The 22771-nt window shown below is 62.3% G+C and carries 35 protein-coding genes; 30 read left to right on the top strand and 5 right to left on the bottom strand.

Features of this window, described 5'->3' with window-relative positions:
* The 28 genes from GGR23_RS11315 to rplQ form a co-directional block, all read left to right on the top strand.
* On the top strand, positions 1-120 hold a 120-nt coding region (locus GGR23_RS11315), incomplete at its 5' end, for an EF-Tu C-terminal domain-related protein (protein ID WP_484494484.1).
* Positions 121-256: 136 nt separating this feature from the next.
* On the top strand, positions 257-565 hold the full coding sequence (rpsJ, locus tag GGR23_RS11310) for a 30S ribosomal protein S10 (protein WP_006728688.1): 309 nt from the start codon (positions 257-259) through the stop codon (positions 563-565).
* 29 nt (positions 566-594) lie between these two features.
* Complete coding sequence (gene rplC / locus GGR23_RS11305; RefSeq protein WP_183366359.1) at positions 595-1278, top strand: 50S ribosomal protein L3; 684 nt, start codon at positions 595-597, stop codon at positions 1276-1278.
* Between the two features lie 12 nt (positions 1279-1290).
* Complete coding sequence (gene rplD, locus GGR23_RS11300) at positions 1291-1911, top strand: 50S ribosomal protein L4 (protein WP_183366358.1); 621 nt, start codon at positions 1291-1293, stop codon at positions 1909-1911.
* Positions 1908-2201 (top strand): 50S ribosomal protein L23, encoded by a 294-nt coding sequence (locus GGR23_RS11295; protein ID WP_183366357.1) that lies wholly within the window; start codon positions 1908-1910, stop codon positions 2199-2201. The genes rplD and GGR23_RS11295 overlap by 4 nt, the downstream gene beginning before the upstream one ends.
* Before the next feature lie 12 nt (positions 2202-2213).
* Complete coding sequence (rplB, locus tag GGR23_RS11290; RefSeq protein ID WP_183366356.1) at positions 2214-3050, top strand: 50S ribosomal protein L2; 837 nt, start codon at positions 2214-2216, stop codon at positions 3048-3050.
* A gap of 15 nt (positions 3051-3065) precedes the next feature.
* Positions 3066-3344, top strand: a complete 279-nt coding sequence (gene rpsS, locus GGR23_RS11285; protein WP_183366355.1) for a 30S ribosomal protein S19 — start codon at positions 3066-3068, stop codon at positions 3342-3344.
* Positions 3345-3346: 2 nt separating this feature from the next.
* A complete protein-coding gene (rplV, locus tag GGR23_RS11280; protein WP_183366354.1) occupies positions 3347-3736 on the top strand; it encodes a 50S ribosomal protein L22 in 390 nt (129 codons plus the stop codon).
* The gene (gene rpsC, locus GGR23_RS11275; RefSeq protein WP_183366353.1) at positions 3736-4458 is read left to right on the top strand and encodes a 30S ribosomal protein S3; all 723 of its coding nucleotides are present in this window, start codon (positions 3736-3738) and stop codon (positions 4456-4458) included. The genes rplV and rpsC overlap by 1 nt, the downstream gene beginning before the upstream one ends.
* A 37-nt stretch (positions 4459-4495) precedes the next feature.
* Positions 4496-4909 (top strand): 50S ribosomal protein L16, encoded by a 414-nt coding sequence (gene rplP / locus GGR23_RS11270; protein WP_183366352.1) that lies wholly within the window; start codon positions 4496-4498, stop codon positions 4907-4909.
* Positions 4910-4920: 11 nt separating this feature from the next.
* On the top strand, positions 4921-5121 hold the full coding sequence (gene rpmC, locus GGR23_RS11265) for a 50S ribosomal protein L29 (protein WP_183366351.1): 201 nt from the start codon (positions 4921-4923) through the stop codon (positions 5119-5121).
* Positions 5122-5133: 12 nt separating this feature from the next.
* Positions 5134-5370 carry a 30S ribosomal protein S17 gene (gene rpsQ, locus GGR23_RS11260; RefSeq protein WP_183366350.1) on the top strand — a complete coding sequence of 79 codons (237 nt, stop codon included), beginning with the start codon at positions 5134-5136 and terminating at the stop codon, positions 5368-5370.
* A 229-nt stretch (positions 5371-5599) separates the two neighbouring features.
* Entirely contained in the window at positions 5600-5968 is a 369-nt protein-coding gene (gene rplN / locus GGR23_RS11255; RefSeq protein WP_007770138.1) for a 50S ribosomal protein L14, read from the top strand.
* A gap of 13 nt (positions 5969-5981) precedes the next feature.
* The gene (gene rplX, locus GGR23_RS11250) at positions 5982-6290 is read left to right on the top strand and encodes a 50S ribosomal protein L24 (RefSeq protein WP_183366349.1); all 309 of its coding nucleotides are present in this window, start codon (positions 5982-5984) and stop codon (positions 6288-6290) included.
* Positions 6283-6840 (top strand): 50S ribosomal protein L5, encoded by a 558-nt coding sequence (gene rplE / locus GGR23_RS11245; protein ID WP_183366348.1) that lies wholly within the window; start codon positions 6283-6285, stop codon positions 6838-6840. Before rplX ends, rplE begins: the two co-directional genes overlap by 8 nt.
* Before the next feature lie 33 nt (positions 6841-6873).
* Positions 6874-7179: a 30S ribosomal protein S14 gene (gene rpsN / locus GGR23_RS11240; RefSeq protein WP_183366347.1), complete on the top strand. Its 306-nt coding sequence runs from the start codon at positions 6874-6876 to the stop codon at positions 7177-7179.
* A gap of 12 nt (positions 7180-7191) precedes the next feature.
* Entirely contained in the window at positions 7192-7590 is a 399-nt protein-coding gene (rpsH, locus tag GGR23_RS11235) for a 30S ribosomal protein S8 (RefSeq protein ID WP_183366346.1), read from the top strand.
* A 43-nt stretch (positions 7591-7633) separates the two neighbouring features.
* The gene (rplF, locus tag GGR23_RS11230; protein ID WP_183366345.1) at positions 7634-8167 is read left to right on the top strand and encodes a 50S ribosomal protein L6; all 534 of its coding nucleotides are present in this window, start codon (positions 7634-7636) and stop codon (positions 8165-8167) included.
* Positions 8168-8179: 12 nt separating this feature from the next.
* Positions 8180-8542 (top strand): 50S ribosomal protein L18, encoded by a 363-nt coding sequence (gene rplR, locus GGR23_RS11225; protein WP_183366344.1) that lies wholly within the window; start codon positions 8180-8182, stop codon positions 8540-8542.
* Between the two features lie 157 nt (positions 8543-8699).
* The gene (gene rpsE, locus GGR23_RS11220; protein ID WP_183366343.1) at positions 8700-9269 is read left to right on the top strand and encodes a 30S ribosomal protein S5; all 570 of its coding nucleotides are present in this window, start codon (positions 8700-8702) and stop codon (positions 9267-9269) included.
* Positions 9270-9283: 14 nt separating this feature from the next.
* Positions 9284-9481, top strand: coding sequence for a 50S ribosomal protein L30 (rpmD, locus tag GGR23_RS11215; protein ID WP_183366342.1), 198 nt, complete (start codon positions 9284-9286; stop codon positions 9479-9481).
* 16 nt (positions 9482-9497) lie between these two features.
* Positions 9498-9974 (top strand): 50S ribosomal protein L15, encoded by a 477-nt coding sequence (gene rplO, locus GGR23_RS11210; RefSeq protein WP_183366341.1) that lies wholly within the window; start codon positions 9498-9500, stop codon positions 9972-9974.
* Positions 9975-10218: 244 nt separating this feature from the next.
* Positions 10219-11559, top strand: a complete 1341-nt coding sequence (gene secY / locus GGR23_RS11205; RefSeq protein ID WP_183366340.1) for a preprotein translocase subunit SecY — start codon at positions 10219-10221, stop codon at positions 11557-11559.
* The gene (locus GGR23_RS11200; RefSeq protein ID WP_183366339.1) at positions 11556-12212 is read left to right on the top strand and encodes an adenylate kinase; all 657 of its coding nucleotides are present in this window, start codon (positions 11556-11558) and stop codon (positions 12210-12212) included. The genes secY and GGR23_RS11200 overlap by 4 nt, the downstream gene beginning before the upstream one ends.
* Positions 12213-12506: 294 nt before the next feature.
* Positions 12507-12875 (top strand): 30S ribosomal protein S13, encoded by a 369-nt coding sequence (rpsM, locus tag GGR23_RS11195; RefSeq protein WP_183366338.1) that lies wholly within the window; start codon positions 12507-12509, stop codon positions 12873-12875.
* Between the two features lie 259 nt (positions 12876-13134).
* On the top strand, positions 13135-13524 hold the full coding sequence (gene rpsK, locus GGR23_RS11190) for a 30S ribosomal protein S11 (protein ID WP_183366337.1): 390 nt from the start codon (positions 13135-13137) through the stop codon (positions 13522-13524).
* A gap of 103 nt (positions 13525-13627) precedes the next feature.
* Positions 13628-14638: a DNA-directed RNA polymerase subunit alpha gene (locus GGR23_RS11185; protein WP_183366336.1), complete on the top strand. Its 1011-nt coding sequence runs from the start codon at positions 13628-13630 to the stop codon at positions 14636-14638.
* Positions 14639-14678: 40 nt separating this feature from the next.
* Positions 14679-15098 carry a 50S ribosomal protein L17 gene (rplQ, locus tag GGR23_RS11180; protein WP_183366335.1) on the top strand — a complete coding sequence of 140 codons (420 nt, stop codon included), beginning with the start codon at positions 14679-14681 and terminating at the stop codon, positions 15096-15098.
* Positions 15099-15554: 456 nt separating this feature from the next.
* On the opposite strand, the gene GGR23_RS11175 is transcribed toward rplQ, so the two are convergent.
* From GGR23_RS11175 to GGR23_RS11165, 3 genes are all read right to left on the bottom strand, one after another.
* Positions 15555-16814, bottom strand: a complete 1260-nt coding sequence (locus GGR23_RS11175; protein ID WP_183366334.1) for an RNA polymerase sigma factor — start codon at positions 16812-16814, stop codon at positions 15555-15557.
* A 70-nt stretch (positions 16815-16884) separates the two neighbouring features.
* Positions 16885-17298 (bottom strand): VOC family protein, encoded by a 414-nt coding sequence (locus GGR23_RS11170; RefSeq protein WP_183366333.1) that lies wholly within the window; start codon positions 17296-17298, stop codon positions 16885-16887.
* Between the two features lie 7 nt (positions 17299-17305).
* Complete coding sequence (locus GGR23_RS11165; RefSeq protein ID WP_183366332.1) at positions 17306-17731, bottom strand: YciI family protein; 426 nt, start codon at positions 17729-17731, stop codon at positions 17306-17308.
* A gap of 227 nt (positions 17732-17958) precedes the next feature.
* On the opposite strand from GGR23_RS11165, the gene GGR23_RS11160 reads away from it, so the two are divergent.
* Positions 17959-18750 carry a class I SAM-dependent methyltransferase gene (locus GGR23_RS11160; RefSeq protein ID WP_183366331.1) on the top strand — a complete coding sequence of 264 codons (792 nt, stop codon included), beginning with the start codon at positions 17959-17961 and terminating at the stop codon, positions 18748-18750.
* A 9-nt stretch (positions 18751-18759) separates the two neighbouring features.
* Here the strand turns inward: GGR23_RS11160 and msrQ are convergent, their stop codons facing one another.
* Positions 18760-19389 carry a protein-methionine-sulfoxide reductase heme-binding subunit MsrQ gene (msrQ, locus tag GGR23_RS11155; RefSeq protein ID WP_183366330.1) on the bottom strand — a complete coding sequence of 210 codons (630 nt, stop codon included), beginning with the start codon at positions 19387-19389 and terminating at the stop codon, positions 18760-18762.
* Position 19390: 1 nt separating this feature from the next.
* A complete protein-coding gene (gene msrP, locus GGR23_RS11150) occupies positions 19391-20335 on the bottom strand; it encodes a protein-methionine-sulfoxide reductase catalytic subunit MsrP (RefSeq protein ID WP_183366329.1) in 945 nt (314 codons plus the stop codon).
* Positions 20336-20625: 290 nt separating this feature from the next.
* Between msrP and ilvD the strand changes: the two genes are divergently transcribed.
* Positions 20626-22467: a dihydroxy-acid dehydratase gene (ilvD, locus tag GGR23_RS11145; protein WP_183366328.1), complete on the top strand. Its 1842-nt coding sequence runs from the start codon at positions 20626-20628 to the stop codon at positions 22465-22467.
* Positions 22468-22771: the final 304 nt, after the last annotated feature.

The raw sequence follows: 22771 nt of genomic DNA, 5'->3' as shown, positions 1-22771 counted from the left end.
AACGTGACCGTTGACGTCGAGCTGATCGTTCCGATCGCGATGGAAGAAAAGCTGCGCTTCGCCATCCGCGAAGGCGGCCGCACCGTCGGCGCCGGTATCGTCGCCTCGATCATCGAGTAATCGGACCGGACCGGTTCGGGAGAGCGGGGGCACCGCAAGGTGTCCCTGCATCTTTAGGCGGGCCGGTCCAGTTAATCTTAAGTTAATGTGTGCCTTATACGGAGGCACGCGGTAAACACGAGCAAGGACAAGTCGAATGAACGGCCAGAATATCCGCATCCGCCTCAAGGCGTTTGATCACCGGGTTCTCGATGCCTCCACGCGCGAAATCGTGTCGACGGCCAAGCGCACCGGTGCAAGTGTGCGCGGGCCCGTGCCGCTTCCGACCCGGATTGAGAAATTCACCGTGAACCGGTCGCCGCATGTCGACAAGAAGAGCCGCGAACAGTTCGAGATGCGCACCCACAAGCGCCTCCTCGATATCGTTGATCCGACACCGCAGACGGTCGATGCGCTGATGAAGCTCGATCTGGCCGCCGGTGTCGACGTGGAAATCAAGCTTTAAGGCCAGAGCCTTAGGGAAGGAATGAACCGATGCGTTCAGGTGTGATTGCACAGAAGGTGGGAATGACCCGCGTCTACAACGACGCTGGCGAGCATATCCCGGTAACAGTATTGCGCGTGGAAAACTGCCAGGTGGTAGCCCAGCGCACTCAAGACAAGAATGGCTATACCGCAGTTCAGCTCGGTGCCGGCCAGTCCAAGGTCAAGAACACGTCGAAGGCTCTTCGCGGTCACTTTGCGACCGCTTCCGTTGAGCCCAAGGCCAAGCTCGTTGAATTCCGCGTATCGGAAGACAACCTGATCGACGTCGGCGCTGAGCTGACGGCTGCCCACTTCGTCGCCGGCCAGCTAGTCGACGTCACGGGCACCTCGATCGGTAAGGGCTTTGCCGGCGCCATGAAGCGCCACAACTTCGGCGGTCTTCGTGCGACCCACGGCGTATCGGTTTCGCACCGCTCGCATGGTTCGACCGGTAACAACCAGGACCCCGGCCGCGTCTGGAAGGGCAAGCGCATGGCTGGTCACATGGGCCAGACCCGCGTGACCACCCAGAACCTGGAAGTGGTATCCACCGACAGCGACCGTGGCCTTATCCTGGTGAAGGGCGCAGTGCCCGGTTCCAAGGGTTCCTGGATCGTTGTCCGTGACGCCGTGAAGTCGGGCACGCCGGAAGGCGCTCCGCGTCCGGCCGGCCTCCGCGCAGCAGCAGAATAAGGGAGCCGCACAATGGATCTCACCGTCAAGACCCTCGAGGGCAAGGACGCCGGCACGGTTTCCCTTTCGGACGCCATCTTCGGCCTGGAGCCCCGTGAAGACATTCTCGCCCGCATGGTTCGCTGGCAGCTCGCCAAGAAGCAGCAGGGCACGCACAAGGCCAAGGGCCGCTCGGAAATCGCGCGGACGGGCTCGAAGATGTACAAGCAGAAGGGTACGGGCCGCGCTCGTCACCATTCCGCTCGCGCCCCGCAGTTCCGCGGCGGTGGCAAGGCTCATGGCCCGGTTGTTCGCAGCCACGCCCATGACCTGCCGAAGAAGGTCCGTGCGCTGGCTCTGCGCCATGCGCTCTCGGCCAAGCTTCGCGCCGAAGGCCTGATCGTCGTCGACCAGCTGGTCGCCGCCGAAGCCAAGACCAAGAACCTGGTGAACGCATTCGCGTCGCTCGGTCTGAACAATGCCCTTTTCATCGGTGGTGCTGAAGTTGACGCCAACTTCAAGCTGGCCGCCCAGAACATCCCGAACATGCATGTTCTGCCGGTTCAGGGCATCAACGTTTACGACATCCTGCGTTGCGGCAAGCTCGTGCTTTCCAAGGCTGCGGTTGAAGCTCTGGAGGAGCGGTTCAAATGACTGATCTTCGTCACTACGATGTGATCGTATCTCCTTCGATCACGGAAAAGTCGACCCTGGTCGCCGAACAGAACCAGGTCGTCTTCAACGTTGCCAAGGGCGCGACGAAGCCGGAAATCAAGGCTGCCGTTGAAGCTCTCTTCGGTGTCAAGGTAACGGCCGTCAACACCCTTCTGCGCAAGGGCAAGACGAAGCGGTTCCGCGGCATCGCCGGCCGTCAGAGGGACGTCAAGAAGGCAATCGTCACGCTTGCCGAAGGCCAGTCCATCGACGTGTCCACCGGACTCTAAGGGATAAAGAAAATGGCATTGAAAAGTTTCAATCCGACCACGCCCAGCCAGCGCCAGCTGGTCATCGTGGACCGCTCCGGTCTCTACAAGGGCAAGCCGGTCAAGAAGCTGACCGAAGGTCTGACTTCCAAGGGCGGCCGCAACAACTACGGTCGCATCACCGTCCGCTTCCAGGGCGGCGGTCACAAGCGCACCTACCGTCTCGTCGACTTCAAGCGTCGCAAGTTTGAAGTTGAAGGCACGGTCGAGCGTCTGGAATACGACCCGAACCGCACCGCTTACATCGCGCTCGTCAACTATGCCGACGGCGAACAGGCCTACATCCTCGCTCCGCAGCGCCTCGCTGCCGGCGACAAGGTCATCGCTTCGGAGAAGGCTGTCGACGTGAAGCCCGGCAACACCATGCCGCTCGCCTACATCCCGGTCGGCTCCATCATCCACAACGTGGAAATGAAGCCGGGCAAGGGCGGTCAGATCGCCCGCTCCGCCGGTGCCTATGCGCAGCTCGTCGGTCGTGACCAGGGCATGGCGATCCTTCGGCTGAACTCCGGCGAACAGCGCCTGGTGCATGGCACTTGCCTTGCCACCATCGGTGCTGTATCGAACCCCGATCATGCCAACATCAACGATGGCAAGGCCGGTCGTTCGCGCTGGCGCGGCAAGCGTCCGCATGTTCGCGGCGTGGTCATGAACCCTGTCGACCATCCGCACGGCGGTGGTGAAGGCCGTACCTCGGGCGGTCGTCATCCGGTTACCCCGTGGGGCAAGCCGACCAAGGGCAAGCGCACCCGTTCGAACAAGTCGACCGACAAGTTCATCATGCGCTCGCGCCATCAGCGTAAGAAGTAAGAGAGGAAGTCTCCAATGGCTCGTTCAGTTTGGAAAGGTCCGTTTGTTGACGGCTATCTTCTCAAGAAGGCTGAGAAGGTTCGTGAAGGCGGCCGTGCAGAAGTGATCAAGATGTGGAGCCGTCGCTCCACCATCCTGCCCCAGTTCGTCGGCCTCACCTTCGGCGTCTACAACGGCAGCAAGCACATCCCGGTTGCCGTGTCGGAAGACATGGTCGGACATAAATTCGGTGAATTCGCTCCCACCCGTACCTATTACGGTCACGGCGCGGACAAGAAGGCGAAGAGGAAGTAACGATGGCCAAGGCTAAAGCCGAACGCCGGCTGAAGGACAACGAGGCGCAGGCAGTTGCGCGCACGATCCGCGTCAGCCCCCAGAAGCTCAACCTGGTTGCCGCGATGATTCGCGGAAAGAAGGTTGACCGGGCTCTTGCCGAGCTCGAATTCTCGCGCAAGCGCATCGCTGAGACGGTTCGCAAGACCCTCCAGTCCGCGATCGCCAATGCCGAGAACAACCATGATCTCGACGTCGACTCGCTGATCGTCGCCGAGGCCTACGTCGGTCGTTCGATCGTCATGAAGCGCTTCCATGCCCGCGGCCGCGGCCGTGCATCGCGCATCGAGAAGCCCTTCTCGCATCTCACGATCGTTGTCCGTGAAGTGGAAGCCAAAGGGGAGGCCGCATAATGGGTCAGAAAATCAATCCGATCGGCTTCCGTCTCGGCATCAACCGCACCTGGGATAGCCGCTGGTTCGCAGACAACGCGGAATACGGTCAGCTTCTTCACGAAGACCTGAAGATCCGCACCTACCTGATGAACGAGCTGAAGCAGGCCGGTATCGCGAAGGTGGTGATCGAGCGTCCGCACAAGAAGTGCCGCGTCACGATCCACTCCGCCCGCCCGGGCCTCATCATCGGCAAGAAGGGCGCTGACATCGAAAAGCTCCGCAAGAAGCTTTCCGAGATGACCAATTCCGAAACGCACCTGAACATCGTCGAAGTGCGCAAGCCGGAAATCGACTCGACCCTCGTTGCCCAGGGCATCGCCCAGCAGCTCGAGCGCCGCGTTGCCTTCCGTCGTGCCATGAAGCGCGCCGTTCAGTCTGCCATGCGTCTCGGCGCCGAAGGCATCAAGATCACCTGCGCCGGCCGTCTCGGCGGTGCTGAAATCGCCCGTACCGAATGGTACCGCGAAGGTCGCGTTCCGCTGCACACGCTGCGTGCCGACATCGACTACGGTACGGCCGAAGCCGAAACCGCTTACGGTATCTGCGGCATCAAGGTCTGGATCTTCAAGGGCGAAATCCTCGAGCACGACCCGATGGCTTCCGAGCGCCGCGCTATGGAAGGCGATGCTCAGGGTCCGGCAAGCCGTGAACGTGGCGAACGCCGCCGCGAAAACGCTTGATTAGCGCTGGCGAAAGATAAGTTCGGAGAACAAGAAAATGTTGCAGCCAAAGCGTACTAAGTACCGCAAGCAGTTCAAGGGCCGCATCAAGGGTGTGGCCAAGGGCGGTTCCGACCTGGCTTTCGGCGAGTTCGGTCTCAAGGCTCAGGAGCCTGATCGTGTGAACGCTCGCCAGATCGAAGCGGCCCGCCGCGCGATCACCCGTTACATGAAGCGTGCAGGCCGTGTATGGATCCGGGTATTCCCCGATGTTCCGGTCACCGCCAAGCCGACTGAAGTGCGTATGGGTAAGGGTAAGGGTTCGGTCGAATACTGGGCATGCAAGGTCAAGCCCGGCCGAATCATGTTCGAGATCGACGGCGTTAGCGAGGAAATCGCTCGCGAGGCCCTGCGTCTCGGCGCTGCCAAGCTCTCGGTCAAGACGCGCTTCGTACAGCGCATTGCAGAGTAAGGAAGAAGCCCATGAAAGCCGCAGACGTTCGCGCCATGAGCGCCGACCAACTCAAGGACGAGCTTGCCAAGCTGAAGAAGGAGCAGTTCAACCTGCGCTTCCAGAAGGCCACCGGTCAGCTCGAAAAGTCCACGCGCATCCAGGAAGTCCGTCGTGACATCGCGCGCGTGAAAACCATTGCCCGCCAGAAGGCGGCAGAAGCCAAGGCCTAAGGACCGAATAATATGCCTAAACGCATTCTGCAGGGCGTTGTCGTCAGCGACAAGAACGAAAAGACCGTCGTGGTCCGCGTAGAGCGCCGCTTCGCTCACCCGCTTCTTCAGAAGACCGTGCGTCGCTCGAAGAAGTACAAGGCGCATGACGAGAACAACCAGTGCAAGGTCGGCGATGTCGTATCCATCCAGGAATGCGCGCCGATTTCGAAGGACAAGTGCTGGACGGTCATCAACGTCCAGGCCTAATTCATAAGGGGTTTGGCCTGGTGCTCTTGCACTTGGCCGAAATATCTGTATGAAGCACGGACTTGGAGCAAAGGACGCTCAGCAATGGGCGTTCTTTTGCTTTGAATGTAGCAAATAAGCTGGAACAGGGGGCCCGTGCATGACCCTTGGGATCGCTACGATCCCGGGAGAGGGGCATGCGGGAAACGAGGCCCAACCGGTCCGGTAAACAACAAGAAGGCGACCTGATATGATTCAGATGCAAACAAACCTCGACGTGGCGGATAATTCCGGCGCGCGTCGTGTCATGTGCATCAAGGTGCTGGGCGGTTCCAAGCGGAAGTATGCTTCCATCGGCGACATCATCGTCGTTTCGATCAAGGAAGCCATTCCGCGCGGCCGCGTCAAGAAGGGTGACGTGATGAAGGCGGTTGTCGTACGCACCGCCAAGGACATCCGTCGTCCCGATGGCAGCGTCATCCGCTTCGATAACAACGCAGCCGTTCTTATCGACAACAAGAAAGAGCCGATCGGCACCCGTATCTTCGGACCGGTTCCGCGCGAACTCCGCGCCAAGAACCACATGAAGATCATCTCGCTGGCTCCGGAAGTACTCTAAGGGAGCGATGACGATGCAGAAGATTCGCAAGGGCGACAAGGTCGTCGTACTCACCGGCAAGGACAAGGGCCGCACCGGTGAAGTCATTCAGGTTATGCCGAAGGAAGACCGCGCAGTCGTGCGTGGCATCAACCTCGTCAAGCGCCACCAGCGCCAGACGCAGACCCAGGAAGCCGGCATTATCACCAAGGAAGCGCCGCTTCACCTGTCCAACCTCGCCATCCAGGACAAGGACGGCAAGCCGACCCGCGTCGGTTTCAAGGTTGTTGACGGCAAGAAGGTTCGCGTGGCCAAGCGTTCGGGAGAAGTGATCGATGGCTGAGGCAAAGTATGAGCCGCGGCTCAAGAAGGAATACGTATCCCGCATCCGCGCTGCGATGCAGGAGAAGTTCAACTACTCCAACGAGATGATGATCCCGAAGATCGACAAGATCGTCATCAACATGGGTGTTGGCGAAGCGACGGCTGACTCCAAGAAGCCCACCGTTGCTGCTGCCGACCTCGCAGCCATCGCCGGCCAGAAGCCGGTCATCACCCGCGCCCGCAACTCGATTGCAGGTTTCAAGGTGCGTGAAAACATGCCGATCGGCGCAAAGGTCACCCTGCGCGGCGCCCGCATGTACGAGTTCCTGGACCGTCTCGTGAACATCGCGCTTCCGCGCGTTCGCGACTTCCGCGGCCTGAACCCGAAGAGCTTTGACGGCCGTGGCAACTTCGCCATGGGCATCAAGGAGCACATTGTGTTCCCTGAGATCAACTACGACAAGGTTGATCAGATGTGGGGCATGGACATCATCGTTTGCACGACGGCAAACACGGACGACGAAGCACGGGCTCTCCTCAAGGAGTTCAGCTTCCCGTTCCGTCAGTAACCGTAACGACGAGCGTAGAAAAGGAACACCTCTATGGCGAAGACAAGCGCTATTGAAAAGAACAAGCGCCGCCGCAAGACGGTTGCCAACCAGGCCGCCAAGCGCGCTGCCCTGAAGGCAATCATTCAGAACCAGGCTCTTCCGATCGAAGAGCGGTTCAAGGCAACCCTGAAGCTGGCATCCCTGCCGCGCGACGGTTCCAAGACCCGTATTCGCAACCGTTGCGAAGTCACCGGTCGTCCGCGTGCATTCTATCGCAAGCTTCGCATGTCGCGTATCGCGCTTCGCGAACTGGGCAACACCGGCAAGGTGCCGGGTGTCGTCAAGTCCAGCTGGTAAGGAGACGGGCACATGGCTATGACAGATCCTCTGGGCGATATGCTCACCCGCATCCGTAACGGCGCTGCACGTCGCAAGTCGTCCGTTACCACTCCCGCTTCCAAGCTCCGCGCGCGCGTTCTCGACGTGCTCCAGGCCGAAGGCTACATCCGCGGCTACACCCAGGTCGAATACGGCAACGGCAAGTCCGAGCTGCAGATCGAACTGAAGTACTACGAAGGTGCTTCGGTCATCCGCGAGATCGGCCGCGTCTCCAAGCCGGGCCGCCGGGTATACGTCTCGGTCAAATCCATTCCGCAGGTCGCGAACGGCCTCGGCATCACCATCCTTTCGACTCCGAAGGGCGTGATGGCCGATCACCAGGCTCGCGAACAGAACGTTGGCGGCGAAGTTCTCTGCTCGGTCTTCTAAGATCGACGCGGTAGAGCCAAGCATAAACAGATAGGGAATTACAATGTCTCGTATCGGTAAGAAGCCCGTTCCGGTTCCTGCTGGTGTAACGGCCGCCGTCGATGGCCAGAAGGTCAGCGCGAAGGGCCCGAAGGGCGAACTCTTCTTCGTCGTCAATGACGAAGTTTCCGTTGCCATGGACGGCAACGCGGTCGTCGTGAAGCCGGCCAACGACTCCAAGGATGCTCGTTCGAAGTGGGGCATGTCCCGCACGATGATCGAAAACATCTTCAAGGGCGTCAAGGACGGCTACGAGCGCAAGCTCGAGATCAACGGCGTCGGTTACCGCGCCGCCATGCAGGGCAAGAACCTGCAGCTCGCTCTCGGCTTCAGCCACGACGTCGTGTATGAGCCGCCGGCAGGCATCACCATCGCTGTTCCGAAGCCGACCGAAATCATCGTCACCGGCATCAACAAGCAGCAGGTTGGCCAGGTCGCCGCCGAGATCCGCGAATATCGCGGTCCGGAGCCCTACAAGGGCAAGGGCGTCAAGTATGCCGAAGAGCGGATTGTCCGCAAAGAAGGCAAGAAGAAGTAAGGAACACGCGAAATGGCTAGCAGGAAAGAAGCACTTGTACGTCGTGCGAATCGCGTGCGCCGTCAGATCAAGGCGGTGGCCAACGGCCGTCCGCGCCTGTCTGTTCATCGCTCGTCGAAGAACATCTATGTACAGGTTATCGACGATGTCGCCGGCCGCACCCTGGCCGCCGCATCGACCCTCGATGCAGGTCTGCGCAAGGAACTGAAGACCGGCGCCGATGTGGCAGCAGCTGCTGCCGTCGGCAAGCTGGTTGCCGAGCGCGCCGTCAAGGCCGGTGTGAAGGAAGTCGTGTTCGATCGCGGCGCCTTCATCTATCACGGCCGCATCAAGGCCCTGGCCGAAGCTGCCCGCGAGGGTGGCCTCAGCTTCTGATTCTTGATCCGGAAGACGTCGAGAGGCGTCTTTCCGGGCGGAATCCGGATCTCGTCCCCATGGCAGGTCCACTCATCGGGACCGTATCCTCCCGTTCCGGGGAGATGCGGTCCTTAATGTCATCCATTGCACCCGGAAAAGAAAAAGGAAGAGGACAATGGCACAGAAGGAACGGGCGTCTCGCGATGAGCGCCAGAACCGCGAAGAGCGCGACAGCGAATTCGTTGACAAGCTGGTCGCGATCAACCGCGTTGCCAAGGTGGTGAAGGGCGGCCGTCGTTTCGGCTTCGCTGCTCTCGTCGTCGTCGGCGACCAGAAGGGCCGCGTCGGCTTCGGTCACGGCAAGGCTCGTGAAGTACCGGAAGCCATCCGCAAGGCCACCGAAGCTGCCAAGCGCGACATGATCTTCGTACCGCTGCGCGACGGCCGTACGCTGCATCACGACGTCAACGGCCGTCATGGCGCCGGCAAGGTTCTGCTGCGCTCCGCAAAGGCCGGTACCGGTATCATCGCCGGTGGTCCGATGCGCGCCGTATTCGAAACGCTCGGCATGCATGACGTGGTTGCCAAGTCGACCGGTTCGTCGAACCCCTACAACATGGTTCGCGCAACCTTCGACGCTCTGAAGCACCAGGTACATCCGAAGGACATCGCGGCACAGCGCGGCATCAAGTTCGCCACGCTCCAGGCTCGCCGCGCTGCTTCCGGCAATGCCTCCGAAGAGTAAGAGGAGATTGATCGATGGCTAAGAACGAAGGCAAGACGATCACTGTTGAACAGATCGGCAGCCCCATTCGCCGTCCGGATGTACAGCGCCAGACGCTGATCGGTCTCGGACTGAACAAGATGCATCGCCGCCGCACGCTGGAAGATACCCCGGCTGTTCGTGGCATGATCCGCGCGGTGCAGCATCTCGTCCGCGTCGTCGACGAGAAGTGAGCCGGAGGAAAGATCCATGAAACTGAATGAAATCAAGGACAACGAAGGCGCGTCCAAGAACCGCAAGCGCGTCGGTCGCGGTATCGGTTCCGGCAAGGGCAAGACCGGTGGTCGCGGCGTCAAGGGTCAGAAGGCCCGTTCGGGCGTAGCCATCAACGGCTTCGAAGGCGGCCAGATGCCCATCTACCGCCGTCTGCCGAAGCGTGGCTTCACCAACGTCTTCGCATCCGACTATGTCGAAGTCTCTCTCGGTCGCATCCAGACCGCGATCGACGCCGGCAAGCTCGATGCCAAGGCAACGGTCGACGCCGCTTCGCTGAAGGCCGCTGGCGTGATCCGCCGCGAGCGTGATGGCGTTCGCGTCCTCTCCGACGGCGAACTGAAGGCCAAGCTGACGATCGTCGTCGCCGGCGCCTCCAAGGCTGCCGTGGAGAAGATCGAGAAGGCTGGCGGCTCCGTCCAGGTGCTCGCCGCTCCGGCTGCTGCCGAATAAGTTTGCAAAAGACCGCCCGGTGCACTTCACACCGGGCGGTTTTGCTCTCATATGTGAGCCTCACAGTCCGGATGGAATCGTGTACTCCGCCGGGCACTAGGGAAGACGAGGGTGAGGCACGCGTACCAGGTCCGCGATACGCCCGCCGCCGCTTTCCAAATCGATTTAATTTGACTCCGGGTGAGGCCCGTTGCTCCGAAGCCGGGCGCACGCCTTTCACCGGACGGGTTGTGCGGAGAAATGCATGGCATCTGCAGCGGAACAACTGGCCTCGAATCTCAACTTTTCGACCTTCGCCAAGGCCGAAGACCTCAAGAAGCGCCTCTGGTTCACCCTGCTGGCGCTGATCGTCTATCGTCTCGGCACCCATATCCCCCTGCCGGGTCTTAATCCGGAAGCCTATGCCAGCGCCTTCAAGGGCCAGTCTGGCGGCATCCTCGGTCTCTTCAACATGTTCTCGGGCGGCGCCGTGCAGCGCATGGCGATCTTCGCGCTCGGAATCATGCCCTACATTTCCTCCTCGATCATCGTGCAGCTGATGACCTCCGTCGTCCCCGCGCTCGAGAACCTGAAGAAGGAAGGCGAGCAGGGCCGCAAGATCATCAACCAGTATACCCGTTACGGCACCGTGCTGCTGGGCGCGCTGCAGGCCTACGGCATCGCCGTCGGTCTCGAAAGCGCCGCGAACGTGGTCACCGATCCCGGCCTGTTCTTCCGCATCTCCACGGTCATCTCGCTGCTGGGCGGCACGATGTTCCTGATGTGGCTCGGCGAGCAGATCACCTCGCGCGGCATCGGCAATGGCACCTCGCTGATCATCTTCGCGGGCATTGCCGCCGGTCTGCCGAGCGCGCTCGCCGGCACGCTGGAGCTCGGCCGCACGGGTGCGCTGTCCACCGGCCTGATCCTCACGGTGCTGGTCGTCGCCATCGCCGTCATCGCGCTGATCGTCTTCGTGGAACGTGCGCAGCGCCGCCTGCTCATCCAGTATCCGAAGCGCCAGATCGGCAACGGCATGTCGCGGGGCGAATCGTCCCACCTGCCGCTGAAGCTCAACACCTCGGGCGTCATCCCGGCGATCTTCGCCTCGTCGCTGCTGCTGCTGCCGGGCACCATCGCCGGTTTCTCGAACAACCAGAACCTGCCCGAATGGGCCACCATGATCATTTCCGCCCTCGGCCACGGCCGTCCGGTCTACATGGTGCTCTACGGGCTGCTGATCGCCTTCTTCGCCTTCTTCTACACGGCCATCGTCTTCAACCCGAAGGATACGGCCGATAACCTCAAGAAGCACGGCGGCTTCATCCCGGGGATCCGCCCCGGCGAACGGACCGCGGAATATCTCGACTACGTCCTGACCCGCATCACCGTGGTCGGTGCGATCTACCTCGTGATCGTCTGCATTCTTCCCGAAATCCTGGTATCCCAGACGGGCATCCCATTAGCCCTTGGTGGTACATCGCTTTTGATTGTTGTCAGCGTCACCCTCGATACGGTAGCACAGATCCAGGGGCACCTGATTGCGCAGCAATACGAGGGCCTGATCAAGAAGAGCAAGCTCCGTGGAGGGAAGAGGGGACGATGAGGTTAATTCTGTTAGGACCGCCGGGCGCGGGCAAGGGTACCCAGGCCCAGCGGATCGTGGAGAAGTATGGCATTCCGCAGCTTTCCACCGGTGACATGCTTCGTGCAGCCGTCGCCGCCGGTACGGATGTCGGCAAGCGCGCCAAGGCGGTGATGGATGCGGGCAAGCTCGTGTCCGACGATATTGTCATCGACATCGTATCCGAGCGGATCGATCAGGCGGACTGCGCCAACGGCTTCATCCTCGACGGCTTCCCGCGCACGCTGGTTCAGGCGGACGCGACCGAATCGATGCTTCAGTCCAAGGGGCTGGAGCTCGATGTGGTGGTCGAGCTTCAGGTGAACGATGCGGTTCTCGTGGATCGCGTGGCGGGCCGGTACACCTGCGCCAAGTGCGGCGCGGGCTATCACGACCATAACCACAAGCCGAAGGTTGATGGCGTCTGCGACAAGTGCGGCTCGACCGAGTTCAAGCGCCGTCCGGACGACAATGCCGAGACCATGGTCACGCGCCTGCAGGCCTATTACAAGGAAACCTCGCCGCTGATCGGCTACTATTACGCCAAGAAGAAGCTGAAGTCGGTGGACGGCATGGCCGACATCGATGTGGTTTCCGCGGCGATCGACAGCATCCTGTCCGGCTACAGCCGATAGGAAGAGTTTCGGGGCAGGGGACGCGTTTCCCGCTCCATCGAATAGGGGGCGCGATGCTCCCTTGCGCCTGGCGGTGAACCGCCAGGCCAATTAATATGGCGGGACAGGTTGCATTTTGCGGCCGATTCCGTTAAAGACCGCGCCAACTCGCAACATCAGGCGAACGGCGCGGACAAAGGGAAGTCCGGGTCCGGTCGCGTCTGCGTGTTCGAACCCTTTAAGATAAACAAGCGGCTTTGCCGCATAACAAGCACCTAGCGCCTGATGGCGTCAGGGAACGCAAGGAGAATAGGCGTGGCACGTATCGCTGGCGTCAACATCCCGACTGCGAAGCGCGTAGTAATCGCGCTGACCTACATCCACGGGATCGGTCCGAAATTCGCTAAGGAAATCTGCGAGAAGGTTGGCATTCCGTCCGATCGTCGCGTTCATCAGCTGTCTGACGCTGACGTACTGGCGATCCGCGAAACCATCGACCGCGACTATCAGGTTGAGGGCGATCTGCGCCGCGAAACCTCGATGAACATCAAGCGTCTGATGGACCTCGGCTGCTACCGCGGCCTGCGTCATCGCCGTGGCCTCCCGGTCCGCGGCCAGCGCACGCACACCAATGCCCGCACCCGCAAGGGTCCGGCAAAGGCCATCGCAGGCAAGAAGAAGTAAATTTGGTGAGTAGTCGAATAGTGAGTAGTAAGTAGGTCTCTGCTTGCTGCTCACTTTCGCTGTTTGCTTATGATGTCGTCGCCCTCCGGCGGCGAAAAAATGCTCCCGCTGGGAGAGGGTTGGAAATGGACGGTCAGTAGCGACGGGTCCGGGTTGAGGGTGGTCTGAACTACTCACTTCTCACTGCGCACTACTCACTCACATTTCCGGTGTAGCCGCTGGTGTTACGGCGGTGAAGAGATCACTTGAAAGGAAGACCATGGCCAAGGAAGCCACCCGCGTCCGCCGTCGCGAGCGCAAGAACATCACCTCGGGCGTTGCTCACGTCAACTCCACCTTCAACAACACCATGATCACCATCACCGATGCGCAGGGCAATGCAATTGCCTGGTCGTCGGCCGGTTCGAAGGGTTTCAAGGGTTCGCGCAAGTCGACCCCCTTCGCTGCCCAGATCGCTGCCGAAGACGCTGCGAAGAAGGCCCAGGAACATGGCATGAAGTCGCTGGAAGTCGAAGTCTGCGGCCCGGGCTCCGGTCGTGAATCCGCTCTGCGCGCCCTTCAGGCTGCCGGCTTCATGATCACCTCGATCCGTGATGTGACCCCGATCCCGCACAACGGCTGCCGTCCGCGCAAGAAGCGCCGCGTCTGATCATCGTCCGTGGCAGGCGGGTGGCCCGAAAGGCCGTCCGCCCTGCTTGTTTCATGCTCGGCCGTCACGATTGGATGGTGGCGGCGAACGGAAGGAAAAAACAATGATCCAGAAGAACTGGCAGGAACTGATCAAGCCGAACAAGGTGGAGTTCACCTCCTCCGGCCGCACCAAGGCTACGCTCGTCGCCGAGCCGCTGGAGCGTGGCTTCGGCCTCACCCTCGGCAACGCGCTCCGTCGCGTGCTGCTTTCGTCGCTCCGCGGCGCTGCCGTCACCGCCGTCCAGATCGACGGCGTGCTGCATGAGTTCTCGTCCATCCCGGGCGTTCGCGAAGACGTGACGGACATCGTCCTGAACATCAAGGAAATCGCGATCAAGATGGATGGCGACGATGCCAAGCGCATGGTTGTCCGCAAGCAGGGCCCCGGCACCGTCACCGCTGGTGATATCCAGACGGTCGGCGATATCGAGATCCTGAACCCGAACCACGTGATCTGCACCCTCGACGAGGGCGCCGAGATCCGCATGGAATTCACGGTAAACAACGGCAAGGGCTACGTGCCGGCCGAGCGCAACCGCTCGGAAGACGCGCCGATCGGCCTCATCCCGGTCGACAGCCTGTACTCGCCGGTCAAGAAAGTGTCCTACAAGGTGGAAAACACCCGTGAAGGCCAGGTTCTCGACTACGACAAGCTGACCATGACCATCGAAACCGATGGTTCCGTCACCGGTGAAGACGCGGTAGCCTTCGCGGCCCGCATCCTCCAGGACCAGCTCTCGGTCTTCGTCAACTTCGACGAGCCGCAGAAGGAAGCCGTCGAGGAAGCCGTGACCGAGCTTGCCTTCAACCCGGCGCTCCTCAAGAAGGTGGACGAACTCGAACTCTCCGTTCGCTCGGCCAACTGCCTGAAGAACGACAACATCGTCTACATCGGCGACCTCATTCAGAAGACGGAAGCAGAAATGCTCCGCACTCCGAACTTCGGTCGCAAGTCGCTGAACGAAATCAAGGAAGTTCTCGCTTCCATGGGCCTGCACCTCGGCATGGAAGTGCCCGCATGGCCGCCCGAGAACATCGAAGATCTCGCCAAGCGCTACGAAGACCAGTATTAACCGTTAAGCAGGCCCTGCCTGCCATCAAGGAGTAAAGCTCATGCGCCACCAGAAAGCCGGCCGCAAGCTCAACCGCACCGCCAGCCACCGCAAGGCCATGTTTGCCAACATGGCAGCCTCGCTGATCACCCATGAACAGATCGTGACGACCCTGCCGAAGGCAAAGGAAATCCGTCCGATCGTCGAGAAGCTCGTCACCCTCGGCAAGCGCGGCGACCTGCACGCCCGCCGTCAGGCGATCTCCCAGGTTCGTGACGCCGCTGTCGTCTCGAAGCTGTTCGACACCATTGCCTCGCGTTATGCCAACCGCAACGGCGGCTACCTTCGCATCATGAAGGCCGGCTTCCGCTACGGCGACAACGCCGCCATGGCCGTCATCGAGTTCGTCGACCGCGACGTCGACGCCAAGGGCGCCGCCGACAAGGCCCGCGCCGAAGCCGAAGCCGCCGAAGCAGCCTGATCGGTCAGTTCCCCCGGTGGGACAATTGCATGGGCCGGAGTGGCAACACTCCGGCCTTTTGCCGTTCTGGGGAAATGGGTGGGGTGCCGAAGGGTGTCCGACTGGGTCTTGCAGGGCGTTGCGTGTGTGGCACCGCACCCCCCTCTGTCCCTGCCGGGACATCTCCCCCTCAAGAGGGGAGATCGACCGCGGGGTTTTTGGTTTCCTCAAACAATAAATGTCTCAATTGCAGAAACGTCTGCTGGGGACTGCCATGATAAACCCCATCCCGATCTCCCCCCTTGTGGGGGAGATGTCCCGGCAGGGACAGAGGGGGGTGCAGCACGGCAAACTCCCCTCCCTGCGAGGCACAGACGGGTGGGCGCTGCCTCTAACCCGGCCTGGCGAGGGGATGCACAAGCCCCATCGGCCACCCGCGACACAGCGCGTCATCGCCCTGAGGGCGGAGCTTCCCAGTCACCCGCACAAGCGGGCGCGGTCTTCCAGGAACCGGCGTTCGGCATCGTTACCGGAAAGGGAGGCGGCAAGGGTGAAGGCGGTGCGCGCTTCGGCGTGGCGGTCGAGGCGCTCCAGGCAGTCGCCGCGGGCCGCGTGATAGGGGGCGAAGGTGGAGAGGGTCGAGGCGAGGGACCGGTCCTCGAGCAGTTGCAGCCCCGCGGCGGGGCCCTGTGCCATGCCGACCGCGACCGCGCGGTTGAGCGCCACGACGGGAGATGGCTGAAGGGCGAGGAGATCGCCATAGAGCGCCGCTATCCTCGCCCAGTCCGTCGTCTCGAATCGGGCTGCGCGGGCGTGGCAGGCGGCGAGTTCTGCCTGAAGGCAATAGGGGCCCGTGCCGCCGCCGAGCGCTCGTGCCCTTTCGATACCCTCCAGGCCGCGTCGGATGAGAAGCCGGTCCCAGAGTGCGCGGTTCTGCCGGGGCAGAGGGATCGACCGGCCGTCCGCCGCGGTGCGGGCGCCAAGGCGGGACGCCTGGATCTCCATGAGCGCCAGCAGGCTGGCCACTTCCGCTTCCTCGGGCATCAGGGCGGCGAGAATGCGCCCGAGCCGCAGCGCCTCGTGGCAGAGCGGTGCCCGCACCGCCTCGGGGCCGGATGTTGCGGAATAGCCTTCGTTGAAGATCAGGTAGATCACCTCCAGCACGGACGAGAGCCGGGGCGGGCGCTCCTTTCCCTGCGGCACCTCATAGGCGATGGCCGGATCGGCAAGTCGCTTCTTCGCGCGGGTGATGCGCTGGGCAATGGTTGGTTCGCCGGTCAGATAGGCGCGGGCAATTTCAGCCGTCGTCAATCCGCCGATGAGACGCAACGTCAGTGCCGCGCGCTGGTCCGGCGGCAGGACGGGATGGGCGGCCGTGAAGATCAGCGCCAGCCGGTCGTCGCCGATATCGTCGTCGAGCCCGTCGAGGAAGGCCTCGTGCAGGGCCTCCTCGTCGTGGCTGCGGGCAAGGCCGATTTCCGCCTGCGCGCGTCTGGCGGTCACGCGCCGGCGATGAAGATCGATGGCGCGGCGTTTGGCCGAAAGCATCAGCCACCCGGCGGGGTTGGCGGGAACGCCCGTCTTCGGCCAGTGCACGAGCGCGGCGGCCAGCGCTTCCTGGGCCAGTTCCTCGGCAAGATCGAGGCTTCCGGTCGTCCGGGCGAGACCCGCGATCAGGCGGGTGCGCTCCATCAGGAACACGGTTTCGACGGTGCGGTGAATGTCATGCTGGTTCATGCGGGGGATTATCCCCCGGGCGGCGGGATCGTCAATCGACGCCGTCCGGGGAGTTGACAGGCCGGCGGGATCAGGCCTGCGGGGGAACGGCGGACATGTCCATCCACATCAGCTCCCAGACATAGCCGTCCGGATCTTCGAGAGATCGGGAAAACATGAAGCCGTGATCCTGCTGCGGCGTGGGATCGGCCCTGCCGCCTCCGGCGGCGCCCTTATCGACCGTGGCATTCACCGCATCGCGGCTTTCCATGGTCAGCGCCATCAGCAGCTGGCTTTCCGCATGGGCATCGCCGATCGGACGGGAGATGAAATCCCGGTAGCGGTCGTGGGTGAGCAGCATCACTCCGATGCTGTCCGAGAGCAGCATGCAGGCCGTCCGCTCGTCGGAAAACTGCATGTTCTGGTTGGCGCCGATGGAGGCATAGAAGCGGATCGACCGGGAGAGGTCGGCAACCGGCAGGTTGATGAAGATCATCCGGGTCATGGGCGCCTCACTGCTTTTCGGCCAGCTTGGCGGCCACCCGGTCGTGCACCGCGCTGCCTTCGGGCGTCATCGCCTCGGCGAAATCCTCCATGGTATAGACCGGCCGGATCTCGATCTCGCTCGGGCCCGGCATGGGGTTCGGGCAGCGCTTCACCCATTCCACCGCCTCGTCCATGTCGCGCACTTCCCAGATCCAGTAGCCGGCCACCAGTTCGCGCGTCTCGGCGAAGGGACCGTCGATTACCCGGCGGCTCTCGCCATCGAAGGCGACGCGCTTGCCGATCTTCGAGGGCTTGAGACCCTCGCCACCCAGCATGATGCCGGCATTCACAAGTTCCTCGTTGAAACGGCCCATGGCTTCCACAAGCTCGCTGCTCGGCATCACGCCCGCTTCGCTGTCCCCGGTCGCCTTCACAAAAACCACCACACGCATCGCATTTCTCCTTCGGTTCGTCTGTGCGCATCCTGTGCGCATATCGACATGACGCGCAAGCGCAGCCGGATTCGACAAAGGAGGCAAAAAAAATCGGTCGCCGTGGATCGGGCGCCAACAGATGCCCCCGCCGCTTGACCCGAGGCCGCTTTATATATGAATATCAGGAAAAAATAATGTAAAGCCGGATTTTCACGTAGCCCCCGTTGCTGCTTTCGAGGTTTGCCATGGACGACCGCCCCGCGATGACGATGCCGGAGTGCTATGACCGCTATCTTGTTCCGGTCATTTTTCGGGAACCTGCACGCCATGTCGCAGAGTATGTCGCGGCCCTCGGCTGTGATGACATCCTCGAAACGGCGGCCGGTACGGCCATCCTGACCCGTGAAATCTTCGACAGGGCGCCGAAGATCCGACAATACGTTGCCTCCGACCTCAACGGCTCTGCGCTGGAGGTGGCAAGAAGAAAATTCCTCGCCTCTGACAAGCTCGAATTCCGGGTCTGCGATGCGACGAACCTGCCCTTTACCCCGGCCAGCTTCGACCTTGTGGTCTGCCAGTTCGGTCTCATGCTGTTTTCGGACAAGGCCGGAGCCTACGCGTCGGCGCGCCGTGTCCTGAAGCGGGAGGGCCGTTTCGTCTTCACGGTCTGGGACAGCCTGGCACACAATCCCTTCGCCATGGTCCTCAACCGCGCGCTGTCGGAATTCTTTCCGGAAGATCCGCCCGTCTATTTCCAGACCCCCTATGCCTATCATCAGGTGGATGTTATCCGGGGCGCCCTTGAGGAGAACGGGTTCTCCACCGCCGGGCCGGAGGTGGTCGTCAGATCGTCACGCCTCGGCGATCCGTTCGAGTTCGCAACGGGTTTTCTTCGCGGAACCCTGTTCCGCGAGGAGATGACGAGGAGAGGGGCGGATCCCGGAGGGGTCTGCGATCACCTTGCTCGCGCCTTCGAACGGGAGCTGGACCAGACAATCAGCCTTCGTTTCCTGCTTTGTGAAGGGCGCTGCGGCTGATGCTAGGGCTCACGCCGCGGCGCGCCGTTTCTGCCGTTTTGCCTCCATCAGCCGCGGGCGGGCGATGCGATAGGCGAGCAGCAGGACCAGAAGGCCGATATGGATATACTGCTCCGCGCCGAGCACCTTGACCGCCATGCTGTAATGCAGCGCCCCCAGGGCCGCCACGGGATAGACGAGCCTGTGCAGGCTTGACCAGCGCGAACCGAGGCGGCGGATCGATGCATTGTTTGACGTAACGGCAAGCGGCACCAGCAGGGTGAGGGCGATCATGCCGAAGGTGATGAAGGGGCGCTTCACCACGTCGGCGACGATGGCCGAGAGCACCATGGTCTGGTCGAGCACCGCATAGGTGAGGAAATGCAGGGCGGCATAGTAGAAGGCAAGCAGCCCCAGTGCCCGTCGGTAGCGCAGCCCGTTGAAGAGGCCTAGGTCCCGCAGCGGCGTGATCGCCAGCGTCAGGATCAGGAAGCGGATCGTCCAGAGCCCGAGGAAGCGCTCGAATGTCTTCACCGGGTCCGCGCCGAGCTGGTTGCTGGCGCCGAGCCAGAATGTCCAGAGCGCGGGCGCAAGGCCCACCGCATAGACCGCCCAGACCAGCGCCGATTGCGCCCGCGGCGAAAGCTTTGCCGGCGCCATCTCAGAAGTTCGCCTTCAGGTCCATGCCGGCATAAAGGCTCGCCACGTCGTCCGCATAGCCGTTGAAGGGCAGGGTATCGACCCGGCTCGTGCCAAAGAAGCCGCCGGTGCCGATCCGCCGCTCCGTCGCCTGGCTCCAGCGCGGATGATCGACTGCCGGATTGACGTTGGAATAGAAGCCGTATTCCTGCGGCGCGAGAATGTTCCAGGTGGAAGGCGGCTGCTTGTCGGTCAGCGTGATCTTGACGATCGACTTGATACCCTTGAAGCCGTATTTCCACGGAACGACCAGGCGGATCGGCGCGCCGTTCTGGTTGGGCAGCGTCTCGCCGTAAAGCCCGACGGCAAGAAGGGTGAGGGGATGCATCGCCTCGTCCAGCCGCAAGCCCTCCACATAGGGCCAGGGCAGGGGCTGGAAGCCGCCCGTCTGGCCCGGCATTTCCTCCGGCCGCACCACGCTTTCGAAGGCCACGTATTTCGCCGAGCCGAGCGGTTCCACCGCCTTCAGCAGCGAAGCAAGCGGAAAGCCGTTCCAGGGGATCACCATGCTCCAGGCCTCGACGCAGCGCATCCGGTAGATGCGCTCCTCGATGGGATAGGCCTTCATCAGGTCTTCCAGGCCGAAGGTTTTCGGCTTGGCCACCATGCCGCCCACCTCCACGGTCCAGGGCATGGGCTTGAACGTACCGGAGTTGGCGGCCGGGTCGCCCTTGTCGGTCCCGAATTCGTAGAAGTTGTTGTAGGTGGTCACGCTCTCCCTGGGCGTCAGCTCCTCGTCGAGCCTGTAGGGGGAGGGCACCGTCTTCAGGGCCGCTGCAAATGCGGATGGGGCGGCGGCCAGCGCCGCGCCGCCGGCCATGAGGCCGAGGATCTCACGGCGCCGGGCATAGATGCGCTGCGGGGTGATTTCGCTGGAGGGGATTTTCGGTACCTTGAAGCTCGGCATGATGCTGTCCTCATCGGGGCTCGTCGTCTGCTTCCTGTCTTATCCGCCGCACGCGGCAGGAAAAGGGGCAGCCTGACCACATTTTCGTGTACTCGGAAGTGAATACGAAGCCGGGAGCGGAATTGTTTCTGCCCGCCAACAAAAAAACGCCCCATGGCAGGCGTACCGCTTTGGCCCGAGGTGATAGTGACAGCCCGGGCCCTTTCCGGTAGGAAATCGGGCTTGCGAGGCCCCTGCCGCCGGCTGCGGCATCCGCCCCAACCCCTGAAGCTCTATTCGAGGACAAACCCATGCCTGCCTACCGTTCCAGAACCACGACCCATGGCCGCAACATGGCCGGTGCACGCGGGTTGTGGCGTGCCACGGGCATGAAGGACAGCGATTTCGGCAAGCCGATCATCGCGGTGGTGAATTCCTTCACCCAGTTCGTGCCTGGTCACGTGCACCTGAAGGACCTTGGCCAGCTCGTCGCGCGCGAAATCGAGGCGGCCGGTGGCGTCGCCAAGGAATTCAACACCATCGCCGTCGACGACGGCATCGCCATGGGCCATGACGGCATGCTCTATTCGCTGCCGTCGCGCGAAATCATCGCCGACAGCGTCGAATACATGGTCAATGCGCATTGCGCCGACGCCATGGTCTGCATCTCGAACTGCGACAAGATCACTCCCGGCATGCTGATGGCTGCCATGCGCCTCAACATTCCCGCCGTCTTCGTGTCCGGCGGTCCGATGGAAGCGGGCAAGGTGGTGCTGCACGGCAAGAAGCATGCGCTCGACCTCGTCGATGCCATGGTTGCCGCCGCGGACGACAATGTTTCCGACGAGGACGTTAAGGTCATCGAGCGTTCGGCCTGCCCCACCTGCGGCTCCTGCTCGGGCATGTTCACGGCCAATTCGATGAACTGTCTGACGGAAGCGCTCGGCCTTTCGCTGCCGGGCAACGGCTCCACGCTTGCCACCCATGCGGATCGCAAGCAGCTTTTCCTGGAGGCCGGCCGCCGCGTGGTCGATCTCGCCCGCCGCTGGTACGAGCAGGAAGACGCAAGTGTCCTGCCGCGCTCGATCGCCAACAAGCGCGCCTTCGAGAACGCCATGGCGCTCGATATCGCCATGGGCGGTTCCACCAACACCGTGCTCCACGTGCTTGCCGCCGCCCATGAGGGCGAGATCGACTTCACCATGGACGACATCGACCGTCTGTCGCGCAAGGTACCCTGCCTGTCGAAGGTCGCGCCGGCCAAGTCGGACGTGCACATGGAAGACGTCCACCGTGCCGGCGGCATCATGGCGATCCTCGGCGAACTGGATCGGGCAGGCCTGCTGCACAGCGACCTGCCGACCGTGCATTCCAGCTCCATGCGCGAGGCGCTCGACAACTGGGATATCGCCATCACCGACAATCCGGCAGCCCACAAGCTGTTCTCGGCTGCGCCCGGCGGCATTCCGACCCAGGTCGCCTTCAGCCAGGAGGCACGCTGGGAGGAGCTCGATCTCGACCGCGAAAACGGCGTCATCCGCGATGCGCAGCATCCCTTCTCCAAGGATGGCGGCCTGGCCGTGCTGAAGGGCAACCTCGCTGTCGATGGCTGCATCGTCAAGACGGCAGGCGTCGATGAATCGATCCTCGTCTTCTCGGGTCCGGCCCGCGTCTTCGAAAGCCAGGATGCGGCCGTCAAGGCCATCCTGTCGAACGAGATCAAGGCCGGCGACGTGGTGGTTATCCGCTACGAGGGCCCGAAGGGCGGCCCGGGCATGCAGGAAATGCTCTATCCCACGAGCTACCTGAAGTCGAAGGGCCTGGGCAAGGCCTGCGCACTCGTCACCGACGGCCGCTTCTCCGGCGGCACCTCGGGCCTCTCCATCGGCCACGTCTCGCCGGAAGCCGCCAATGGCGGCGTCATCGGCCTCGTGCGCGACGGCGACATGATCGACATCGACATCCCCAACCGCGGCATCAGCCTGCGGGTGTCGGAAGCCGAACTTGCGACCCGCCGCGCCGAGCAGGACAAGAAGGGCTGGCAGCCCGCCGAACCCCGCAAACGCGCCGTCTCCACCGCCCTCAAGGTCTACGCCGCCTTCGCCACCAGCGCCGACAAGGGCGCCGTCCGCGACCTCAGCTTGCTGAAGTAACGGGGCGTCACGAGGGGGCACCACGTGGTGTCCGCGGGACGGCGAGGGCTAGGCACCGCACCCCGCTCTGCCTCGCACTGGGTTGAGTGTGACGCACCGCACCCCCCTCTGCCCTGCCGGGCATCTCCCCCTCAAGGGGGGAGATCGGGATGGGGTTTATGTAGGCAGTCCCTCGCAAGCGTATCTGCAATTGAGACGCTTGTTATTTGGGGAAACCAAAAGACTACGGTCGATCTCCCCCCTTGAGGGGGAGATGCCCGGCAGGGCAGAGGGGGGTGCGCATCGGCACACTCGACGCCGCGCG

The sequence above is a fragment of the Gellertiella hungarica genome, assembly GCF_014197145.1.
GTDB lineage: Bacteria > Pseudomonadota > Alphaproteobacteria > Rhizobiales > Rhizobiaceae > Gellertiella > Gellertiella hungarica.
Note: the sequence above shows the minus strand (reverse complement) of the source record. Positions and strands in the feature narration are given on the sequence as shown.

Bases quoted from the DNA above. Each gene is read 5' to 3' on its own strand.
- rpsJ (WP_006728688.1), top strand. From the start codon at position 257: ATGAACGGCCAGAATATCCGCATCCGCCTCAAGGCGTTTGATCACCGG.
- rplC (WP_183366359.1), top strand. From the start codon at position 595: ATGCGTTCAGGTGTGATTGCACAGAAGGTGGGAATGACCCGCGTCTAC.
- rplD (WP_183366358.1), top strand. From the start codon at position 1,291: ATGGATCTCACCGTCAAGACCCTCGAGGGCAAGGACGCCGGCACGGTT.
- GGR23_RS11295 (WP_183366357.1), top strand. From the start codon at position 1,908: ATGACTGATCTTCGTCACTACGATGTGATCGTATCTCCTTCGATCACG.
- rplB (WP_183366356.1), top strand. From the start codon at position 2,214: ATGGCATTGAAAAGTTTCAATCCGACCACGCCCAGCCAGCGCCAGCTG.
- rpsS (WP_183366355.1), top strand. From the start codon at position 3,066: ATGGCTCGTTCAGTTTGGAAAGGTCCGTTTGTTGACGGCTATCTTCTC.
- rplV (WP_183366354.1), top strand. From the start codon at position 3,347: ATGGCCAAGGCTAAAGCCGAACGCCGGCTGAAGGACAACGAGGCGCAG.
- rpsC (WP_183366353.1), top strand. From the start codon at position 3,736: ATGGGTCAGAAAATCAATCCGATCGGCTTCCGTCTCGGCATCAACCGC.
- rplP (WP_183366352.1), top strand. From the start codon at position 4,496: ATGTTGCAGCCAAAGCGTACTAAGTACCGCAAGCAGTTCAAGGGCCGC.
- rpmC (WP_183366351.1), top strand. From the start codon at position 4,921: ATGAAAGCCGCAGACGTTCGCGCCATGAGCGCCGACCAACTCAAGGAC.
- rpsQ (WP_183366350.1), top strand. From the start codon at position 5,134: ATGCCTAAACGCATTCTGCAGGGCGTTGTCGTCAGCGACAAGAACGAA.
- rplN (WP_007770138.1), top strand. From the start codon at position 5,600: ATGATTCAGATGCAAACAAACCTCGACGTGGCGGATAATTCCGGCGCG.
- rplX (WP_183366349.1), top strand. From the start codon at position 5,982: ATGCAGAAGATTCGCAAGGGCGACAAGGTCGTCGTACTCACCGGCAAG.
- rplE (WP_183366348.1), top strand. From the start codon at position 6,283: ATGGCTGAGGCAAAGTATGAGCCGCGGCTCAAGAAGGAATACGTATCC.
- rpsN (WP_183366347.1), top strand. From the start codon at position 6,874: ATGGCGAAGACAAGCGCTATTGAAAAGAACAAGCGCCGCCGCAAGACG.
- rpsH (WP_183366346.1), top strand. From the start codon at position 7,192: ATGGCTATGACAGATCCTCTGGGCGATATGCTCACCCGCATCCGTAAC.
- rplF (WP_183366345.1), top strand. From the start codon at position 7,634: ATGTCTCGTATCGGTAAGAAGCCCGTTCCGGTTCCTGCTGGTGTAACG.
- rplR (WP_183366344.1), top strand. From the start codon at position 8,180: ATGGCTAGCAGGAAAGAAGCACTTGTACGTCGTGCGAATCGCGTGCGC.
- rpsE (WP_183366343.1), top strand. From the start codon at position 8,700: ATGGCACAGAAGGAACGGGCGTCTCGCGATGAGCGCCAGAACCGCGAA.
- rpmD (WP_183366342.1), top strand. From the start codon at position 9,284: ATGGCTAAGAACGAAGGCAAGACGATCACTGTTGAACAGATCGGCAGC.
- rplO (WP_183366341.1), top strand. From the start codon at position 9,498: ATGAAACTGAATGAAATCAAGGACAACGAAGGCGCGTCCAAGAACCGC.
- secY (WP_183366340.1), top strand. From the start codon at position 10,219: ATGGCATCTGCAGCGGAACAACTGGCCTCGAATCTCAACTTTTCGACC.
- GGR23_RS11200 (WP_183366339.1), top strand. From the start codon at position 11,556: ATGAGGTTAATTCTGTTAGGACCGCCGGGCGCGGGCAAGGGTACCCAG.
- rpsK (WP_183366337.1), top strand. From the start codon at position 13,135: ATGGCCAAGGAAGCCACCCGCGTCCGCCGTCGCGAGCGCAAGAACATC.
- GGR23_RS11185 (WP_183366336.1), top strand. From the start codon at position 13,628: ATGATCCAGAAGAACTGGCAGGAACTGATCAAGCCGAACAAGGTGGAG.
- rplQ (WP_183366335.1), top strand. From the start codon at position 14,679: ATGCGCCACCAGAAAGCCGGCCGCAAGCTCAACCGCACCGCCAGCCAC.
- GGR23_RS11175 (WP_183366334.1), bottom strand. From the start codon at position 16,814: ATGAACCAGCATGACATTCACCGCACCGTCGAAACCGTGTTCCTGATG.
- GGR23_RS11170 (WP_183366333.1), bottom strand. From the start codon at position 17,298: ATGACCCGGATGATCTTCATCAACCTGCCGGTTGCCGACCTCTCCCGG.
- GGR23_RS11165 (WP_183366332.1), bottom strand. From the start codon at position 17,731: ATGCGTGTGGTGGTTTTTGTGAAGGCGACCGGGGACAGCGAAGCGGGC.
- GGR23_RS11160 (WP_183366331.1), top strand. From the start codon at position 17,959: ATGGACGACCGCCCCGCGATGACGATGCCGGAGTGCTATGACCGCTAT.
- msrQ (WP_183366330.1), bottom strand. From the start codon at position 19,389: ATGGCGCCGGCAAAGCTTTCGCCGCGGGCGCAATCGGCGCTGGTCTGG.
- msrP (WP_183366329.1), bottom strand. From the start codon at position 20,335: ATGCCGAGCTTCAAGGTACCGAAAATCCCCTCCAGCGAAATCACCCCG.
- ilvD (WP_183366328.1), top strand. From the start codon at position 20,626: ATGCCTGCCTACCGTTCCAGAACCACGACCCATGGCCGCAACATGGCC.